Origin of the sequence: Microvirga arabica, assembly GCF_016811235.1 — a bacterium.
GTDB lineage: Bacteria > Pseudomonadota > Alphaproteobacteria > Rhizobiales > Beijerinckiaceae > Microvirga > Microvirga arabica.
Genome location: NZ_JAFBID010000038.1, coordinates 33726 through 52247, shown reverse-complemented (window position 1 = coordinate 52247; position 18522 = coordinate 33726). Strand labels below are relative to the sequence as shown.

General features: G+C 65.0%; 13 protein-coding genes and 1 tRNA gene. 7 read left to right on the top strand and 7 right to left on the bottom strand.

Annotated elements, in window-relative coordinates; genetic code table 11:
• Positions 1 to 1267: 1267 nt before the first annotated feature.
• Positions 1268 to 1343 (bottom strand) — tRNA-Glu (locus JQC81_RS18405).
• A 121-nt stretch (positions 1344 to 1464) separates the two neighbouring features.
• Here JQC81_RS18405 and JQC81_RS18400 point away from each other — a divergent pair.
• Complete coding sequence (locus tag JQC81_RS18400) at positions 1465 to 2436, top strand: RluA family pseudouridine synthase (RefSeq protein ID WP_203273239.1); 972 nt, start codon at positions 1465 to 1467, stop codon at positions 2434 to 2436.
• 188 nt (positions 2437 to 2624) lie between these two features.
• Positions 2625 to 3515 carry an RNA polymerase sigma factor RpoH gene (gene rpoH / locus JQC81_RS18395; protein ID WP_203273233.1) on the top strand — a complete coding sequence of 297 codons (891 nt, stop codon included), beginning with the start codon at positions 2625 to 2627 and terminating at the stop codon, positions 3513 to 3515.
• A gap of 76 nt (positions 3516 to 3591) precedes the next feature.
• Here the strand turns inward: rpoH and JQC81_RS18390 are convergent, their stop codons facing one another.
• Both JQC81_RS18390 and JQC81_RS18385 read right to left on the bottom strand, forming a co-directional pair.
• Positions 3592 to 4782: a histidine kinase gene (locus tag JQC81_RS18390; RefSeq protein WP_203273232.1), complete on the bottom strand. Its 1191-nt coding sequence runs from the start codon at positions 4780 to 4782 to the stop codon at positions 3592 to 3594.
• 33 nt (positions 4783 to 4815) lie between these two features.
• The gene (locus JQC81_RS18385; RefSeq protein ID WP_203273231.1) at positions 4816 to 6108 is read right to left on the bottom strand and encodes an adenylosuccinate synthase; all 1293 of its coding nucleotides are present in this window, start codon (positions 6106 to 6108) and stop codon (positions 4816 to 4818) included.
• Positions 6109 to 6969: 861 nt separating this feature from the next.
• Between JQC81_RS18385 and JQC81_RS18380 the strand changes: the two genes are divergently transcribed.
• Complete coding sequence (locus JQC81_RS18380) at positions 6970 to 7446, top strand: DUF305 domain-containing protein (RefSeq protein ID WP_203273230.1); 477 nt, start codon at positions 6970 to 6972, stop codon at positions 7444 to 7446.
• 33 nt (positions 7447 to 7479) lie between these two features.
• Positions 7480 to 7722, top strand: a complete 243-nt coding sequence (locus tag JQC81_RS18375) for a hypothetical protein (RefSeq protein ID WP_203273229.1) — start codon at positions 7480 to 7482, stop codon at positions 7720 to 7722.
• A gap of 21 nt (positions 7723 to 7743) precedes the next feature.
• On the opposite strand, the gene JQC81_RS18370 is transcribed toward JQC81_RS18375, so the two are convergent.
• The gene (locus tag JQC81_RS18370) at positions 7744 to 8607 is read right to left on the bottom strand and encodes a type 1 glutamine amidotransferase (protein WP_203273228.1); all 864 of its coding nucleotides are present in this window, start codon (positions 8605 to 8607) and stop codon (positions 7744 to 7746) included.
• A 75-nt stretch (positions 8608 to 8682) separates the two neighbouring features.
• Between JQC81_RS18370 and JQC81_RS18365 the strand changes: the two genes are divergently transcribed.
• On the top strand, positions 8683 to 9588 hold the full coding sequence (locus tag JQC81_RS18365) for a DMT family transporter (protein WP_203273227.1): 906 nt from the start codon (positions 8683 to 8685) through the stop codon (positions 9586 to 9588).
• Between the two features lie 206 nt (positions 9589 to 9794).
• Here JQC81_RS18365 and purU read toward each other — a convergent pair whose 3' ends face one another.
• The 3 genes from purU to JQC81_RS18350 all read right to left on the bottom strand — a co-directional run bounded on the left by purU (position 9795) and on the right by JQC81_RS18350 (position 13645).
• Positions 9795 to 10667, bottom strand: a complete 873-nt coding sequence (gene purU / locus JQC81_RS18360; RefSeq protein WP_203273226.1) for a formyltetrahydrofolate deformylase — start codon at positions 10665 to 10667, stop codon at positions 9795 to 9797.
• Between the two features lie 11 nt (positions 10668 to 10678).
• Positions 10679 to 12271: a phosphoglycerate dehydrogenase gene (gene serA / locus JQC81_RS18355; protein WP_203273225.1), complete on the bottom strand. Its 1593-nt coding sequence runs from the start codon at positions 12269 to 12271 to the stop codon at positions 10679 to 10681.
• Positions 12272 to 12472: 201 nt separating this feature from the next.
• On the bottom strand, positions 12473 to 13645 hold the full coding sequence (locus tag JQC81_RS18350; RefSeq protein ID WP_203273224.1) for a phosphoserine transaminase: 1173 nt from the start codon (positions 13643 to 13645) through the stop codon (positions 12473 to 12475).
• A gap of 246 nt (positions 13646 to 13891) precedes the next feature.
• On the opposite strand from JQC81_RS18350, the gene JQC81_RS18345 reads away from it, so the two are divergent.
• Together JQC81_RS18345 and JQC81_RS18340 are read left to right on the top strand one after the other, a co-directional pair.
• Entirely contained in the window at positions 13892 to 15166 is a 1275-nt protein-coding gene (locus JQC81_RS18345; RefSeq protein WP_203273223.1) for an efflux RND transporter periplasmic adaptor subunit, read from the top strand.
• Between the two features lie 161 nt (positions 15167 to 15327).
• Positions 15328 to 18486, top strand: a complete 3159-nt coding sequence (locus tag JQC81_RS18340) for an efflux RND transporter permease subunit (protein ID WP_203273222.1) — start codon at positions 15328 to 15330, stop codon at positions 18484 to 18486.
• Positions 18487 to 18522: the final 36 nt, after the last annotated feature.

Below are 18522 nucleotides of genomic sequence, written 5' to 3'. Positions count from 1 at the left end.
GCGGCTCGCCTTCTCGGTCGAACCCACCAGGATCACGACTGGGGTGCCCCCGTCGCTGGAGCCACATTAGCCAGCACGAGTTCGTGATCAAGCGAATTGACGCGCTTCGAGGTAGAGCCGCATCCGATCTCCGCCCCACTGTGGCCAAAATCCAACACCTCGAAGCTTGGATGTGCATAATAATTAAAAAGAAACTAACAGAATGCCGACAGAGAGTAGGAAAAGCGAAGAAAATAGCACCAGGCTTAGGAAGCAGGCCGTTCGAGAATCGGCCACTCCCTACATGTTGCTAAGTCCAGAGCGTTTGACATCTCAGGCTCAGTGCAACGGTTATGAGGAACTGTCTAGCGGGTCTGTGCCGCTTCCGTTAGGCGGCCGGCCCAGGAGAAGCACTGGATATGTTCTTCAAGCCTACGCGTTGGAGCCTGGATCCATCCAAGTTTATCTCCACTGACCTCACGTAGCGCGGGTGTCCCCTTTACAGGCTAAGCCACCAGATCAACGCTCCCGAACCCGAAGAAGGCGCTTCCCCAGTAATGACGACCGGCTTTGCCAGAACGGCTCGCGTCTTTCAGGGCGCTGCTCATCATCAGCCATTGCTCCTCGCGGCAACGATCCTAATGAACTACATCGTCTTAGGCGTGTTGCACGAAAGCCCCCGCCCATTTGGATAAAATTGAGCAACATCAAGCTGATCGTGTGACAGTTGCTTGCCCACTTCGTCAGCCCCCTCCTGTTTTTACCTAGAGAGGCTCTTCAGGATTAGGAAACGCCAGTTCTGGATCAGCAAACGGCAATCTGCATAGCTCAGTTGATGAAGGCTCAGTGTGGGTCAACCCAGGAAATTCCCTGTCATGCATCGAGGGTCCACTTTGGAAGCAGATGCAGCCCTCCCACCTAACAGCGTTGTTAGAAAGTTAAAAATCCCTCGAATTTCGTAGTTGCGTCCGACACTGGATAATTGCGGTTCATGCGAGGCACGCCGGGGGGGAAGCCTTTGGACCGTTTGTCCTGTGGCTCGCCAGATCGAATTGGGCGAGCGATGACGAGACCTCAAAGGCTTGGCGAGCCGGTAGAGGAGTGTGGCGCAAATTCGACCAGGTGTTAGGAAACGGTGGGGCTGGGCTTGAAAGGGAAGCTACCGCTATGGCGCCAGGCAGCAGTCCCCCACCCAGGCGCAGGCTCTTCGGATTGGAGCATTTGATACGGCTGTGTGAGACAGATCTGTGAGATAGGAAGGATAGAACCTGTAAGCCATTGATAACAATGGCGCTCCCTAGGGGACTCGAACCCCTGTTTTCGCCGTGAGAGGGCGACGTCCTAGACCGCTAGACGAAGGGAGCTAGCAAGGTGGAGGCCGCTCGTATAACCACCCTTCTGATTTGCTTCAAGCCCTTTTGCTGAAAAAAGCGAAGGCCAACCGGAAATGAGGATGCGGTGAACGATGTGACGCGGCACGAATGGATGTTGGAGGATGGTCTTGCGCCCGAGCGGCTCGATCGCGTGCTGGCACGGCTCCAAGGAGACCTGTCACGCAGCCGCCTCCAGGCGCTGATCCGCGACGGTCAGGTGAGTGTCGACGGCGCGCCGGCTCTGGATCCCAACCGCAAGGTGGCCGGCGGCGCCCGTATCGAACTGAGCGTGCCGCCGCCGGTGCCGGCGGAGCCGGCCGGCGAAGTGATGGCGCTCAGCATCGTCTATGAGGATGACGACCTGATCGTCATCGACAAGCCGCCTGGCCTGGTGGTGCATCCGGCGGCAGGACACGATTCCGGCACCCTGGTGAACGCGCTCATCGCCCATTGCGGCGAGAGCCTGTCGGGCATCGGCGGGGTGAAGCGGCCCGGCATCGTGCACCGGCTCGACAAGGATACCTCCGGCCTGCTCGTGGTCGCCAAGAACGACCTCGCCCATCAGGCTCTGGCGGCGCAGTTTGCCGATCACGGCCGCACGGGTCCGCTGGAGCGGGCCTATCTGGCCATCGTCTGGGGCGTGCCCGAGCGCCGGCGCGGCACCGTGGAGGCTGCCCTCGCCCGGAGCACGCACAACCGCGAGAAGATCGTGGTGGTGGGCGAGGAGCGCGGCCGCTATGCCATCACCCATTACGAACTCCTGGAGAGCCTGTCCCCTGCACAGCCCCTGGCGAGCCTTGTCCGGTGCGAATTGGAGACAGGACGCACGCACCAGATCCGGGTTCACATGGCTCATCTCGGGCACCCGCTCTTAGGGGACGCAACCTACGGCTCCGGCTTCAAGACCAAGGCGAACCGTCTCTCGGAGCAGTCGCGGGAGGCGCTCACCGCTTTACGCCGGCAGGCGCTCCACGCCACGATCCTCGGCTTCGAGCACCCGCGAAGCGGCGAATTCCTGCAATTCGAGAGCCCCATGCCGGCCGATATGGCTGCGCTGCTTGAGGCCCTGCGGTCGGAAATTTAGCGTCAATGGGTCGCAAAATCCGGCCACGCTGGCACCCTTGCGATTCTGGAGCGTTCACCACGTCTTGAAGCCTGACGCCTCTATTCGGACGAGATTGAACCGATTATATGAAGAGGTTGGGCGGCCAGCCATGGGAGGGGGCCGCCGCAGGCTTGCCTCGCGGTGAGGGAGCCAAAGGAGGAGACACGATGGCTACAGCGCTTCCAGTGCTTGCCAATGAAGGAGGCCTTTCGCGCTATCTCGACGAGATCCGTCGCTTCCCCATGCTCGAGCCGCATGAGGAATACATGCTCGCCAAGCGTTGGCGCGAGCATGGAGATCGCGAAGCAGCCCACAAGCTGGTTACATCCCACCTGCGCCTGGTCGCCAAGATCGCCATGGGCTACCGTGGCTATGGTCTGCCGATCGGCGAGGTGGTGTCGGAGGGCAATGTCGGCCTGATGCAGGCCGTCAAGCGCTTCGAGCCCGACAAGGGCTTCCGCCTCGCCACTTATGCCATGTGGTGGATCAAGGCGGCGATTCAAGAATACATCCTGCGGTCCTGGTCCCTCGTGAAGATGGGGACGACCGCAAACCAGAAGAAGCTGTTCTTCAACCTGCGCAAGGCCAAGGGCCGCATCTCCGCCTTCGAGGAAGGCGACCTGCACCCTGACAACGTCAAGCAGATCGCCACCCAGCTCGGCGTGACCGAGCAGGACGTGGTGGACATGAACCGCCGGCTCGGCGGCGACTCGTCCCTCAACGCGCCCCTGCGTGACGAGGGTGAAGGCGGCGGCGAATGGCAGGACTGGCTCGTCGATCAGAGCCAGAGCCAGGAGCAGGTGCTCGTCGAGGAGGAGGAGGGCCAGAACCGGCTGAAGGCTCTGCGCAATGCGCTGTCCGTTCTCAACCCGCGCGAGCGTCGCATCTTTGAGGCCCGGCGCCTCTCGGACGACCCAATCACCCTGGAGGAGCTCTCCACGGAGTTCGGCGTCTCCCGCGAGCGCGTCCGCCAGATCGAGGTGCGTGCCTTCGAGAAGATTCAGGACGCGGTCAGGAAGAACCTGACCCAGATCGAGACCTCGTCCGCCGAGGCCTGAAGCGTCACAAAGCAATCCTTATGGAAAAAGCCGCGCATCACGCGCGGCTTTTTGCTGTCTGTCGTCCGCCTTCGGCCTATTGCCACTGGCTGAAGGCGTCGTTGATCACCTGCTCGCCGGAGCCGCCCTTCTCGAAGCTCAAGATAGCCCGCTGGCCCGAAGCCATGCGCACCGGAAGGTCGATCCAATTGCGGCGCACGAACAATTGCGTGTTGCGCGCAATATCGGCCTGCAGGTTGGAGAGGCCGATCAGGAACAGGTTCTCGCGAACGGGCACCGGCAGGCCGGCCACGGGGGTGCCGCGCGCCGCCTCCTCGCTCTTGAACTGCAGGAGGCCCACGTCGCGGATCACCCGGTTTGTGTCGCCGGCGCGGGTCGTAAAAGTGAGCTCGACCGTATGGGAGGCCGGCAGGGTGGTGTCGAGATTGCGCCGCAGCACCATCTTCATGGTCAGCCCGGCATCCGGCACGTCGACATTGGCGATCACGGCCCGCTCCAGCGGCTGGCCTTGGCCCGGATTGACGTCTTCGAGGCGCCACGTCACGCGGCCGACCTGTGCCTTGGGAGCCGAAGGGTTGGCGGGGTCCTCTTCGTAGAAGACCGCGCGCTGTGCGACGCCCGTTTCCTGGCGCGGCGCCGCGTTGGGGGCCGATGCCGGCGGAGGCGCCTGCCCTCCCCCCACGCGCTCGTCGATCTTGGTGTCGGCCGGCGGCGGCGCCGGAGCCTCGGCGACCGGAGTCTCGGGGGCGAGGTCCTCGGGCCTGTCGCGCCACAGGAACGCGAAGGCCGCGATGGCCGCGATCACCAGCGCTAGGACCGAGCCGAACACAATGGTGCGGGCACGCCCCTTGTTCTGCATGGCCGGATGCGGCCGGCTGTCGATCTTGGGCCGGGCGACTGCGGACTCTGAATAGGAATCGTCGACCTCGTCGTCCTGCGCCTGCTGAGGAGCGGGCGCCCGCAATCCATGGACCGAGGCTGCACCGCGCGTGTCGGGCCGAGCCGGCGGCTCGTCAGCGGGCACGGGCGAGAAGCCACCGGCATCGAACCCGGCCGGCGGCGCATAATCCGCCTCCACTTTGGCGATGGCCTCGTCGAGGGAGCGGCTCTCCTGCTGGATCTCCGCCTCCGACAGGGGCGGATTGAGCGAGCGCAGCTGCGCGATCAAGGCCGTGCGGGCACGCTCGTAGACGGCGTGCCGCTTGTCGGCATTCTGCTCAGGCAGGCCTTCGACGGCCCGGGCGATGAGAGGGTAATAATCTGCCATTTGCCTTGGGAATGACCCGCCGGGGCTTTGCCGTCAACCCTCAAAGGGGTTCTTCATGAGGATTGTGTCGTCACGCTCCGGCGAGGTGGATAGCACCGCCACCGGCGCGCCGATCAGCTCCTCGACACGGCGGACATACTTGATGGCCTGCGCCGGCAGATCCGCCCAGGAGCGGGCGCCCGCGGTCGAGCCGCTCCAGCCCTCGAATTCCTCGTAGATCGGCTCCACGCGGGCCTGAGCCCCCTGGCTTGCGGGGAAGTAGTCGATGGTCTGGCCATCGAGCTTGTAGCCGACGCCGATCTTGATGGTTTCGAAGCCGTCGAGGATGTCGAGCTTGGTGAGCGCGATGCCGTCGATGCCTGAGGTGCGCACCGTCTGGCGCACGAGCGTCGCGTCGAACCAGCCGCAGCGGCGCTTGCGCCCCGTGACCACGCCGAACTCCTTGCCCTTCTGGCCGATCAGCTCGCCGGTTTCGTCGAAGAGCTCGGTCGGGAACGGCCCCTCGCCCACGCGAGTGGTGTAGGCCTTGGCGATGCCGAGCACATAGCCGACGGCGCCTGGGCCCATGCCGGAACCGGTTGCCGCCTGGCCGGCCACCGTGTTGGACGAGGTGACGAAGGGATAGGTGCCGTGATCGACGTCGAGCAGCGCCCCTTGCGCGCCCTCGAACAGGATGCGCTTGCCGGCCCGGCGCTCCTCGTCGAGGAGGCGCCACACGGCATCCATGTAGGGCAGCACCTTCGGAGCGACCGAGGCCAGCTCCTCGTAGATCTCCTCCGGCTTGAACTCGTCGAGGCCGAAGCCGCGGCGGAGCGCATTGTGGTGCGTGAGCAGCCGGTCGATCTTGTCGCGCAACGACGAGAGATCGGCCAGATCCATGAGGCGGATGGCACGGCGGCCGGCCTTGTCCTCGTAGGCCGGACCGATGCCGCGCTTGGTGGTGCCGATCTTGGTGCCGGCGCTGCCGCTCTCGCGCAGGGCGTCGAGCTCGCGGTGGATCGAGAGGATCAGCGTGGCGTTCTCGGCCACGCGCAGGTTCTCGCGGCTGATCGAGACGCCCTGCTCGCCCAGGCGCTCCACCTCGCCGGCGAGCGCATGCGGGTCGAGCACGACGCCGTTGCCGATCACGGAGAGCTTGTTCGGGCGCACGACGCCGGAGGGCAGGAGCGAGAGCTTGTAGACCTTGTCGCCGATCACGAGGGTATGGCCGGCATTGTGACCGCCCTGGAACCGCACGACCACATCCGCCTGTTCAGACAGCCAGTCGACGATCTTGCCCTTGCCCTCGTCGCCCCACTGGGCGCCCACGACAACCACGTTCGCCATCGCTCAAACCCTCACATGAAAAAGCCCCGGCGCAAGGCCAGGGCTGGGTAAAAACCTTGCAAACCCTCATGGTGGATCATGCGCCTCAGGTCAAGGCGGAATGAGCCCTGCATCCCCGCATCATAAACAGCGGAAAGGCGGGAATGTGGTTTTGTATTCCTGGCCTCGAATACAGATCGATCTGAGAAAGAGCCAGCACCTGTGGGCCCGCAGCGGGTGCTGCGAGCCTGAAGGTGTCGAGGGAGGCGTTTAGGGCAGCCCGGCTCGATGATGTGGTGTGGAAGGTGAGAGCCAAGCTGCTCGTCACGCGCGGTTTGTTTCAGCGGACCTGGAACAAGCCAGGATCGGCCACCCGCGATCACAGGGGTGCGAGACCTGCGGCGGGACCGCTCCTTGCCCCGCATCTGCGACGCCTCGCGAGCGCGCCCCTCGGCGGGCGAGGATGAGCCCAGATATAGCCAAGGTTAGAGCAGCAGCCAAGAACAAAGTGAGAACATGCTCTCACCTGCTGGCCTCTCCCCGTCATCTCGCTCCTGCGTCATGGCCGGGCTCGTCCCGGCCGCCCACGTCTTCAGGAACCGCAACGTTGCAAGACGTGGATCCCCGGAACAAGTCCGGGGATGACGCAGAGGGTGGCAGGACTGGAGGAGCATCAACACTATGCAAGACAATGAGAGTGCCATTCCCGGCCGGAGCGTAGCGGAGGGGAAGGGAATCCATGGCGGCGCGTCTGTGAATGGATCCCTTCCCTCGTTGGGAATGACAACTCCGTCACGGCCAAAGGAGCACTGGCCCTCCGGAACCGGGAGCCGCACGTCCTGTTGGTGAACGAATCCTCTGTTCATCCATGACGAGGCCCGCATGCACCCATACCTGCGCTTTGCCGCGATGATCGCAACATCCACCATCGTGATGTTCGGTCTGATGTACCTGAACGTCTATGCTCTCGATCACATCTTCTGGAGCGAGACCCGGGCCTACATGGCCCTGATCATGGGGGCGGCCATGGCCATCGTCATGCTGGCCTTCATGCTCGGCATGTACAAGAACAAGGCGGCGACCCTGGGCATCGTCCTCGCCGCCGCCCTGGTCTTCGCGGGAGCCCTCTACCTCGTCCGCAGCCAGGACACCGTAGAGGACGTGGCCTGGATGAAGGCGATGATCCCGCACCACTCCATTGCCATCCTGACGAGCGAGCGGGCGACCCTTACCGATCCCCGGGTTCGTCAGCTGGCGGATCGGATCATCGATGCCCAGCGCAGGGAGATCGACGAGATGAAGACGCTCATCCGGGAGCTGGAGAATCCCGCAGGGACACCGTCCGCCAGCGCCTCATGAGATCAGCCGCGACATAGCCTTTCGGAGACAGTGATGCAGCCCCAGCCAAACGCCCCTAAGACAGACGATTTCAGGCTCGAACGTGATGGCGATGCGCTCATCGTGACCTTTACGCCGGACGGACGGTCCTACACCTTCGCGATTGAAGGCGACCGGCTGTCCGAACCCAAGGTCTCACCGGCGCAGACCGCGGCCACGGACTATGCGGAGAATGAGGTTCGCAGGACCGCAACCGAACTGGCGCGGCTCGCGCTCACGGGATCTCCAGGGACGTGAAGTCCTTGACGGAAAGGCGCTTCACGCCCGTCCGCGAGCGCTCTTTTCCGTCCTGACCCGGTGCTCGATGAAGTTGCGGATCTCGCGGGTGCGGCGGGCGGGTTCGAGAACCTCGGCATCGATGCCGTGGCGCCAGGCGAGATCGAACCGCGCCGGATCCTTGTCGAGCGCCGCGAGATCCTGCGCATAGGACAGCGCCTCCTCGGCCGTCCGGCAGAAGCCTTCCCGCACGAGGATGTCGGTCCGGCGGCTTAAGATAGCGGCGAGCTCGCCCAGCGAAAACTCAGGGTGGTACTGCACGCCCCAGAAGGTGCCGCCGTCGCGACGGATCTCGGCCGCCTGCACGGGCGACACCGCATTGCTCGCAAGAACCGTGCAATCCTCCGGCACGGCTGTCACCATGTCGAGATGGATGGCGGGCGCGTCGTAAGCGGCCGGGCGCCCTTCGAGGAGCGGATGCGCCCTGCCGGCCTCCGTCCGCGTCAGCTTGCGGGCTATGCCGACCTCGCGGCCGAGCGGGTTCTGCTGCACGTCGCCATCCGCCGCGACGGCTGCTATTTGCAGCCCCCAGCAGGAGCCGAAGGACGGCGTGCGGGAGGCGAAAGTCGCCCGCATCAGGTCGATCTGGCGCAGGATCTCGGGCGTGCGGTCGTAGATGTTGAGGTGCGAGCCGGTGAGCACGATGCCGTCATAGGATTCGAGCCCCGCCGCATCGGGCAGGTTCGCGCCCTCATCCGTCGGAAAGGCGATGTCGCAGACCGCATCCTGGGCGATCCCCTGGATCACCTCCGCATAGGACTCGGAGAGCGTGAGTCCATAGGCTTCCTTGTGGGCCTGCCTTGCGCCCCGCGTATTGCCCTCAACCACCAGAAACCGTAAGGCCATGCCTGTCACCCGCTTGTTCCGTGCCGGTTTAGCCGAACGGCGCACGACAGCAAGTGCAATAAGGTCCGACCTCCGATGAATATCCTGCACGCGTTTTGGAAGGGAATCTGGGGGCAGGCCTACGTGCTCCTCACCCTCACCACGCTCATGTGGGGCGGCAATGCCATTGCCGGGCGGCTCGCTGTGGGCGAGGTGTCGCCCATGATGCTCACCTGCCTGCGCTGGGTCATCGTGGTGGTCGTGCTGCTGCCGCTCGTCGGCCGGCAGGTGATCGCGGCATGGCCGCAGATCAGGGAGCGCTGGGTTTTCACGGTCCTGATGGGAGCCTTCGGCTTCACGGGCTTCAACGCCCTGTTCTACGCCGCCGCGCACCATACGACCGCGGTAAACCTCACCATCTTCCAGGGTTCCATCCCGGTGCTCGTGCTTCTGGGCACGGTGCTGTTCTTCCACGCTCGCGTGATCCCGCTTCAGGTCATCGGCATGATCGTCACGATCCTCGGCGTGATCCTGGTGTCGGTGAAGGCCGATTTCGAGATCCTGAGAACACTTGCCCTCAACATCGGCGACGTCTGGACGCTGATCGCCTGCGTGTTCTATGCGGGCTATACGCTCGGCCTGCGCCATCGCCCCGCGCTTCCAGGCCTCATCTTCTTCGCGGCGCTGGCAGTGGTGGCCTTTGCAACCTCACTGCCTCTTCTGTGGATCGAGGCGTCTCAGGGCAGCCTGCAATTCCCAACCGCGAAAGGATGGCTGATCCTGCTCTATGTGGGCCTGCTGCCGTCCCTACTCTCGCAGGTGTTCTTCATGCGCGGCGTGGAGCTCATCGGACCGGCCCGGGCCGGCCTCTTCGTCAACCTCGTGCCGGTCTTCGGCGCCCTGCTCGCGGTTCTGCTGCTGGGCGAGCCCTTCGCGCTCTACCACGCAGGCGGCCTCGTGCTGGTGCTCGGCGGCATCTGGCTCGCGGAGAGAAAGCGGTAGCTCCCACTGTCATTCCCGGCCGGAGCGTCAGCGGAGGGGAAGGGAATCCATGGCGCTGTGCGTGTGAGTGGATCCCCTTCCCGGCCTCACGGCCGCCGGGGATGACACTCTCTCCGTCATGCCCGCACTTGTTGCGGGCATCCACGTTTTTACGCGGCCAAAGACGTGGATGGCCGGGACGAGCCCGGCCATGACGGTTGTAATTGTCAGTCTGCGAACACCACCGTCTTGCGCCCATTGAGCAGGATGCGATCCTCCAGGTGGTAGCGCACGGCACGGGCCAGCACGCGGCGCTCAATATCGCGGCCCTTGCGCACGAGGTCCTCCGCCGTGTCGCGGTGCGTGATCGACTCCACGTCCTGCGCGATAATCGGGCCTTCGTCGAGATCGGACGTCACATAATGCGCCGTGGCGCCGATCAGCTTCACGCCGCGCGCATGGGCCTGATGATAGGGCTTGGCGCCCTTGAAGCTCGGCAGGAACGAGTGATGGATGTTGATGCAGCGGCCGGAGAGCTTCGCGGCGAGCCCATCCGAGAGCACCTGCATGTAGCGCGCCAGCACCACGAGATCGGCCTTCGACTCGCGGATGATCTCCCAGACCTTCGCCTCCTGCTCCATCTTCGTTTCCTTCGTGACGGGCAGGTAATGGAACGGGATGTCGCCCAAGCTCACATGGGGATAGGTCTCGGCCGGATGGTTGGCAATGATGCCGACAGGCTCGAAATCGAGCTCGTCGATGCGCCAGCGATAGAGCAGGTCCGCAAGGCAATGGTCGAACTTCGAGACCAGCAGCATCACGCGGCGCTTCTCGGCCGGATCGCGCAGGGCCCAGGTCATGGAAAAGCGCTGAGCCAAGGGCGCGAAGCCATCCTTGAGTGCGTCGAGGTCGGCCTCGCCCGACACGGGATCGAACACGACACGCATGAAGAACCGGTCGGTCTGCGTGTCGTCGTATTGCTGCGCGTCGAGGATATTGAGGCCCGCATCCGACAGGTGCCCCGCCACGGCGGCCACGATGCCGGGACGGTTCGGGCAGGCGAGCGTCAGGACGAAGCGCTGCGACGGAGAATGGGCCATGGCATTACACCTTAGAACCGCACGGCGCGGGCGCGCTTGACCTGCGGGATCTCCTCGATCCGGCGCAGCAGCTCGTCGGAGACCGGCTCGTCCACCGACACGAAGCAGATGGCATCGCCGCCGGGCTTGTCGCGGCCGAGCGCGAAGGTCGCGACGTTCACGCCGGACTCGCCGAGCAGCGTGCCGAAGCGGCCGATGAAGCCGGGCTTGTCGTCGTTGCGCACATAGATCATGTGCGGGGCGAACTCCGCATCGACCGCGATATCGCGGATGTCGACCACGCGCGGCTTGCCGTCCTGGAACACGGTGCCGCCGGCATGCCTGGCCATGTCCTCCGCGTCGACCACGATGCGGATGAAGCTCTCGTAGTCGCGCGCCGCGTTCTCGCGCTTGACCTCTTCCACCATGATGCCGCGATCGCGCGCCACGAGCGGCGCCGACACCATGTTGATGTCCTGCAGGAAGGGACGCAGCACGCCGGTCACGGCAGCCGAGGTGAGCGCGCGCGTGTTCATCTCGGCGACATTGCCCTCGTACTCGATGCGGATGCCCTTGATCGGCGCTTCCGTGAGCTGACCCAGGAACGAGCCGAGCTTTTCGGCCAAAGCCACGAAAGGCTTCAGGCGCGGCGCTTCCTCGGCGGTGATCGACGGGAAGTTCACGGCGTTCTGGATCGCGCCCTGCAGCAGGTAATCCGACATCTGCTCGGCCACCTGCAAAGCGACGTTCTCCTGCGCTTCTGTCGTTGCAGCGCCCAGATGCGGCGTGCAGACCACGTTGGGGTGACCGAAGAGCGGGTTCGAGGTGGCGGGCTCCTCGACGAATACGTCGAAAGCCGCGCCCGCCACATGGCCGGAATCGAGCGCCGCGCGCAAAGCCGCCTCGTCGACGAGGCCGCCGCGGGCGCAGTTGACGATGCGCACGCCCCGCTTGGTCTTGGCGATGTTCTCGGCCGAGAGCACGTTCTTCGTCTTTTCCGTCATCGGTACGTGCAGCGTGATGATGTCGGCGCGGCGCAGCAGGTCGTCGAGCTCGACCTTCTCGACGCCAAGCTCAACGGCGCGCTCCGGCGACAGGAAGGGATCGTAGGCGATCACCTTCATGCGCAGCCCGATGGCGCGGTCGGCCACGATGGACCCGATATTGCCGCAGCCGATGACGCCGAGCACCTTGCCCGTGAGCTCGACGCCCATGAAGCGGTTCTTCTCCCACTTGCCGGCCTGCGTCGAGGCATCGGCCTGCGGGATCTGGCGCGCGAGCGCGAACATCATGGCGATGGCGTGCTCAGCCGTGGTGATGGAATTGCCGAAGGGCGTGTTCATGACGATCACGCCGCGCGCGGTGGCGGCGGGGATCTCGACATTGTCGACGCCGATGCCGGCGCGGCCGATGACCTTCAGGTTCTTGGCCTGCTCGAGGATCTTCGCCGTGACCTTGGTGGCGGAGCGAATGGCGAGGCCATCGTAGTCGCCGATGATTTGAGCGAGTTTTTCTTTGTCCTTGCCGAGATCGGGCTGGAAATCGACCGCGATGCCGCGATCCTTGAAGATCTGCACGGCGGCGGGGGAGAGAGCGTCGGAAATGAGTACGCGGGGAGCGGGCATGGGGCACCTGTTGTTTGCAGCCGTCCCACCCTCCCCTTGAGGGGGAGGGTCGGCTCGCAGAGCCGGGGTGGGGTGACGACGCTGTCGGTTCGATTGTCTGTGCGTTGTGTCCGAGGGCGACGAAGATGGGCGGTGCTGCCACCCCACCCCGCCGCCCTGACGGGCGTCGACCCTCCCCCTCGAGGGGAGGATAAAGGAACGTCAAGCCGCTTTCGCGAGCTTCGCCTTTTCCTGCGCGAAGGCCCAATCGAGCCAGGGCGTCAGGGCTTCGAGATCGGATTGCTCGACCGTGGCGCCGCACCAGATGCGCAGGCCCGGAGGAGCATCGCGATAGGCGCCGATGTCGAAGGCCACGCCTTCCTTGTCGAGGGCGGACACGATACCCTTGGCCACCTGCGCCACGGCCTCGGGGCCTTTCGCCACGATGTCCGGATCGGCGATCACCAGGCATACGCTGGTGTTGGAGGCGGTGGCCGGATCCTTGGCGAGGTTGGCGATCCACGGAGTCTTGGCGACCCAGTCGGTGATCACCTTCGCATTGGCGTCGGCCTTGGCGACGAGCGCGTTCAGCCCGCCGATGGACTTCGCCCATTCGAGCGCGTCGATATAGTCCTCGACCGCGAGCATGGACGGGGTGTTGATGGTCTCGCCCTCGAAGATGCCCTCGATGAGCTTGCCGCCCTTGGTCATGCGGAAGATTTTCGGCAGCGGCCAGGCGGGCTTGTAGGTCTCGAGCCGCTCCACGGCGCGGGGCGAGAGGATGAGCATGCCGTGGGCCGCTTCGCCCCCCAAAACCTTCTGCCAGGAGAAGGTGACCACATCGAGCTTCGAAAAATCGAGCTTCTGCGCGAAGGCCGCCGAGGTGGCGTCGCAGATGGTGAGGCCCTCGCGGTCGGCGGCAATCCAGTCGGCGCTCTGTACGCGCACGCCAGAGGTGGTGCCGTTCCAGGTGAAGACCACGTCGCGATTCTTGGTGTCGACCTGAGACAGATCGGGAAGCTCGCCGTAAGGCGCGCTGATCACGCGGGCATCCGCGAGCTTGAGCTGCTTGACCACGTCCGTGACCCAGCCCTCACCGAAGCTTTCCCAGGCCAGCATGTCGACCGGACGGGCGCCCAGCATCGACCACAGCACCATCTCGACGGCGCCGGTGTCGGAGGCGGGCACGATGCCGATGCGGTAGTCGGCCGGCACGTCGAGCACCTCGCGGGTGAGGTCGATGGCGAGCTTCAGGCGCGCCTTGCCGAGCTTGGCGCGATGCGAGCGGCCGAGGCTGTCGGTTTTCAGGTTCTGAAGAGACCATCCGGGGCGCTTCGCGCAGGGGCCGGACGAAAAGAAAGGCGCGCGCGGACGCGCGGCGGGCAGGCTTGTCATGTGATCCATCCTCTCAGATGGGCGCCTCTCGGTGGGGAGAGGTGTCCCGCCGACCGGTATGACGGACGCGAAAGCGACGGTCAAGGCGGATGCGGCCTGATCTGTCCTTGCGGCAGCGATCCAGATTACGAAATCGTAATACAAAACATTGTGTTCAGAAGGATCTGTTCCGATTAATTGGCATATATAGTCCTGTGATAAGTTCCGATAAACCGAACGACAAAGACTGACCTGTAAGGAGCGAGCATGCGTGTGTCCGGTCAACTTGCTGTCATAGCCTTGCTGGGGGCGGCAGGCTTTGGCGGCTGGTACGCCTATAAAGGCGGCCATCTGGCCGATATGCCCGTGATCGGCGCCTATGTGGGCCAGCCGTCCGGCCAGCAGGCCGGCGCTGCGAGGGGTCCGGGCGGCCGGGGCGGACCCGCCGGTCCGGCAACCGTCGAAGTCGACACGGTCAAGACCGGGCGCATCGTGGAAGTCCGGGAGGCGGTCGGCACCGTGCGCGCCTATGAATCCATCATGGTGACCGCCAAGGTGGCGGGCATCATCGGCGAGATCGGCTTCGAGGAAGGCCAGAAGGTCAAGGCCGGCGACATGCTGGTCCAGTTCGACGCCGCCGAGCGCCGCGCCGCCATCGAGCAGGCAACCGCCGAGGCCAACCGCGCCGCGGCGCTGCGGAACGAGATCGCCATCAAGCTCGAGCGCGCCCAGGCCCTGCGCCGCACCGGCTCGGGCACCGAGGCCCAGGTCGAGGACCTGACCGCCCAGATGAAGTCGCTCGAAGGCTCGATCGCCTCGGCTCAGGCCCAGCGCAGGGCCGCCGAGGCGCGGCTCGAGGAGTTGACGATCCGCGCGCCCTTCAATGGCCGCGTCGGCACCCGCTCCGTGTCGCTCGGCGCCTATGTGGCGCCCGGCACCCGCATCACCTCCCTCGACGACCTGTCGAAGGTACGCCTCGACTTCGCCGTGCCGGAGAACCTCCTGGGCCGTCTCGAGCCGGGCCAGACGGTGAACGCCAAAGCCGCAGCCTACCGGGACCGCATCTTCAAGGGCACGGTTTCCACCATCGATCCTCGCGTGGATCCCGCAACTCGCACCGTCCGCCTGAGCGCCGATTTCGACAACCCGGACGAGGCGCTCAAGCCTGGCATGTTCCTGTCGGTCGCCCTGGAGGTTTCGGCGCAGAACGACGCGGTGGTGGTGCCGGAGGAGGCCATCGTCAGCGAAGGCCTCCGCCACATCGTGTATGCGGTGAAGGACAACAAGGTGGAGCGCCGCGTCATCACCATCGGCCAGCGCCAGGGCGGCAAGGTCGAGGTTGTGGACGGCATCAAGGCCGGCGAGAGCATCGTGGTGCTGGGCGTCCAGCGCGTGCGCCCGGGCGCTGAAGTCATTGCCCGGCCCGTCGGCTCCACGGCACCCGCCGCCCCGGCGCCTGCGGCCAACCGCGAGCAGCCCTCGCGCTCCTCGCTGAACCTGCCCCAGGCCATCGGCAGCGCCCAAGCGGCCGAACGGAAGTAAAATGCACTTCGTGTCATTCCCGGCCGGAGCGCAGCGCAGGGGAACGGAATCCATCGCCGCGGCGCGTGCAAGTGGATCCCCTTCCCTCGCGTCGCTCGCCGGGGATGACACCGAGCCTCAACCCTTCAGAAGACTTGACCCGAACGGGATCGATTAGAGCCATGCAGGTTTCCGACCTCTTCATCCGCCGTCCCGTCTTCGCCGTCGTGGTCAGCCTGCTGCTGATTGTCGGCGGCCTTGCCGCGCTTATCCAGCTGCCGGTGCGGGAATATCCGAGCGTCGACCGTCCGGTCGTGTCCGTCTCGACGGTTTATCGCGGCGCCTCGAACGAGGTCATCGAAAGCCGGATCACGGAAGTCATCGAAGGCGCGGTGGCGGGCATCGAGGGCATCGACCAGATCCGCTCCCAGAGCCAGAACGAGCGCTCCTCGGTCACGATTGAGTTCGACGTATCGCGCGATCCCGAGGGCGCCACCTCCGACGTGCGCGATGCGGTGTTCCGCGTGGTCGGCCGCCTGCCCGACGGCGTGGACCAGCCCGTGATCCGCAAGGTCGACGACAACGCCTCGGCCATCATGTGGATCAGCGTGACCTCCTCCACCTACGATGCACTCGAGCTCAGCGACTTCCTGAAGCGCGTCTATGTGGACAGGCTCTCCACCGTGCCGGGCGTCGCCAACGTGTATCTCGCCGGCGAGCGGCGCTATGCGATGCGCGTCTGGGTCGATCGCCCGGCGCTGGCGGCCCGCGGCCTCACCGTGCAGGACCTGGAAAGCGCCATCCGGCGCCAGAACGTGGAGCTGCCCGGCGGCCGCATCGAATCCGCGCAACGCGAGTTCACCGTCAAGACGGATTCCCGCCTGTCATCGCCGCAGGATTTCGAGCAGCTGATCGTTTCGAACAAGAACGGCTACCTCGTGCGACTCAATGAGGTTGCCAGGGTCGAGGTGGGGCCTGAGGACAACCGCTTCGAATTCTACGAGGCCGGCAAGGTCGCCACGGGCCTCGGCATCGTGCGCCAGTCCACGGCCAATACCCTGTCGGTGGCCGAAGGGGTGCGCGCCGAGCTGGAGCAGCTTAAATCCTCCCTGCCGCCGGGCACCACGGCTGAGGTCTCCTATGACGAGAGCCAGTTCATCAGCTCCTCGATCAACGGCGTGCTGACCACGCTCCTCGAAGGCGTCGGCCTCGTGATCCTGGTGATCCTGGTCTTTCTGCGCGACTGGCGCTCGACCATCGTGGCCATCGTGGCGATCCCGGTCTCGATCATCGCAGCCTGCATGGTGATGGCCTATTTCAATGCTTCCATCAACGTGCTGACGCTGCTGGCTGTCGTGCTGGCCATCGGCATCGTGGTGGACGATGCGATCGTGGAGATCGAGAACGTTCATCGCCGCATCGAGGAAGGGCAGCCGCCGCTGCTCGCCTCCTTCGATGGCGCACGCGAGATCGGGTTCGCGGTGATCGCCACCACCGCCACGCTGATGGCCGTGTTCGTGCCGCTCGCCTTTATGACCGGCAATACGGGCCAGCTCTTCCGCGAGTTCGGCATCACGCTCGCGGCTGCGATCTTCTTCTCCGGCGTTGTCGCGCGAACCCTCACGCCGATGATGTGCTCCAAGCTGATGGTGCCGGCTCATGGCCCCATCCAGCGCATGACCGAGCCCTTCTTCACGGGCATGAACAATGTCTATCGCCGGATCCTGATCCGTGTTCTCAAGGCACCCCTGGTGATCCTGGCGATCGGCTTCGCCATCTCGCTTTCGGCCTACGGCCTCTTCCAGGGTCTGCCGAAGAACTTCGCCCCGACGGAGGATCGCGGCGCGATCATCGTCCGGATCGAGGCGCCGGAAGGCTCCAGCCTCGACTATACCCGCGAGCGGGTCAGGGAAGTCGAGAATATTCTGCTGCCCTACAAGGAGCAGGGCGTGGTCTCGTCCATCACGAGCCAGGTCGCGCCCGGCTTCGCGCGGCCGTCGCCGGTGAATGCGGGCATGATCATCGTTCGCCTGGTGCCGTGGGACCAGCGGACGATGAAGCAGCAGGAGCTGGTGCAGGAGATCAACCGCAAGGTCGCGAACCTGCCCGGCGCCCGCGTTTCGCCGATCAGCCCCGGCTCGCTCGGCCAGCGCGGCCCCTCCAAGCCGATCCAGTTCGTGCTCGGCGGCCCCGATTACGACACCCTGCGCGACTGGCGCGATACCGTGATGCAGAAGGCGCAGGAAACGGGCATGTTCGTGAACATGGATTCCGACTACCGGGAGTCCCAGCCCGACATCCGCGTCCAGATCGACCGGCAGCGCGCCGCCGATCTCGGCGTCTCGGTGGAGGATATCGGCCGCACGCTCGAACTGATGTTCGGCGAGCGCGAGGTCTCGACCTTCGTCAGCCGTGGCGAAGAATACTCTGTGATCATGCGCGGCCGCGCGGAGGACCGGGCGACGCCAAACGATCTCGCCAACACCTTCGTGCGCGCGACCAACGGCGAGCTCGTTCCTCTCTCGTCCTTCGTGACCCTGACCGAGGCCGCCGCGCCCCAGACACTCAACCGCTTCAACCGCATGCGCGCGATCACCATCGACGCGGGCTTGAGGCCCGACGTGTCGATCGGCGATGCGCTCCAGACCCTGGAACAGATCGTGCGCGCAGAGCTGCCTGCGGATGCGCGCATCGGTTATCGCGGCCAGTCGCAGGATTTCCGCGACTCCTCCAACGCCATCTACATCACCTTCGGCATGGCGCTGCTCGTGGTGTTCCTGGTGCTGGCGGCGCAGTTCGAGAGCTGGATCAACCCGTTCATCATCATGCTCACCGTGCCGCTCGCCGTCACGGGCGGGTTGGCGGCGCTCACGATCACCGGGCAGTCGCTCAACATCTACAGCCAGATCGGCATGATCCTGCTGATCGGCCTGATGACGAAGAACGGCATCCTGATCGTCGAGTTCGCCAATCAGCTGCGCGAGCGCGGCATGTCCGTGTGGGACGCTGTGATCGAGGCCTCGGTGCTGCGCCTGCGGCCGATCCTGATGACCTCCATCGCGATGATCGGCGGCGCGATTCCGCTGGCGTGGTCGACGGGCGCCGGCGCCGAGGCGCGCAACGCCATCGGCACGGTGATCGTCGGCGGCGTGACCATGTCCACCCTTCTTACCGTGCTGGTGGTGCCGGCGATCTACCTGCTCATCGGCGGCTATACCAAGCCCGCCACCTATGTGGGTGAGATGCTCGAGAAGCTGCGGTCGCAGACCGGCCAGCGCCCGCACGGCGAGGATCTGCCACGCCACACCGCCCCGCAGCCTCCGGCTCACCCGGCGGAGTGATCGGGAGAGATAGCACTCTTTCCAAGCCCTCATCCT

What these genes read in the sequence shown, in the direction of transcription:
- JQC81_RS18400 (WP_203273239.1), top strand. Translation starts at nt 1,465, where the DNA reads ATGTTGGAGGATGGTCTTGCGCCCGAGCGGCTCGATCGCGTGCTGGCA.
- rpoH (WP_203273233.1), top strand. Translation starts at nt 2,625, where the DNA reads ATGGCTACAGCGCTTCCAGTGCTTGCCAATGAAGGAGGCCTTTCGCGC.
- JQC81_RS18390 (WP_203273232.1), bottom strand. Translation starts at nt 4,782, where the DNA reads ATGGCAGATTATTACCCTCTCATCGCCCGGGCCGTCGAAGGCCTGCCT.
- JQC81_RS18385 (WP_203273231.1), bottom strand. Translation starts at nt 6,108, where the DNA reads ATGGCGAACGTGGTTGTCGTGGGCGCCCAGTGGGGCGACGAGGGCAAG.
- JQC81_RS18380 (WP_203273230.1), top strand. Translation starts at nt 6,970, where the DNA reads ATGCACCCATACCTGCGCTTTGCCGCGATGATCGCAACATCCACCATC.
- JQC81_RS18375 (WP_203273229.1), top strand. Translation starts at nt 7,480, where the DNA reads ATGCAGCCCCAGCCAAACGCCCCTAAGACAGACGATTTCAGGCTCGAA.
- JQC81_RS18370 (WP_203273228.1), bottom strand. Translation starts at nt 8,607, where the DNA reads ATGGCCTTACGGTTTCTGGTGGTTGAGGGCAATACGCGGGGCGCAAGG.
- JQC81_RS18365 (WP_203273227.1), top strand. Translation starts at nt 8,683, where the DNA reads ATGAATATCCTGCACGCGTTTTGGAAGGGAATCTGGGGGCAGGCCTAC.
- purU (WP_203273226.1), bottom strand. Translation starts at nt 10,667, where the DNA reads ATGGCCCATTCTCCGTCGCAGCGCTTCGTCCTGACGCTCGCCTGCCCG.
- serA (WP_203273225.1), bottom strand. Translation starts at nt 12,271, where the DNA reads ATGCCCGCTCCCCGCGTACTCATTTCCGACGCTCTCTCCCCCGCCGCC.
- JQC81_RS18350 (WP_203273224.1), bottom strand. Translation starts at nt 13,645, where the DNA reads ATGACAAGCCTGCCCGCCGCGCGTCCGCGCGCGCCTTTCTTTTCGTCC.
- JQC81_RS18345 (WP_203273223.1), top strand. Translation starts at nt 13,892, where the DNA reads ATGCGTGTGTCCGGTCAACTTGCTGTCATAGCCTTGCTGGGGGCGGCA.
- JQC81_RS18340 (WP_203273222.1), top strand. Translation starts at nt 15,328, where the DNA reads ATGCAGGTTTCCGACCTCTTCATCCGCCGTCCCGTCTTCGCCGTCGTG.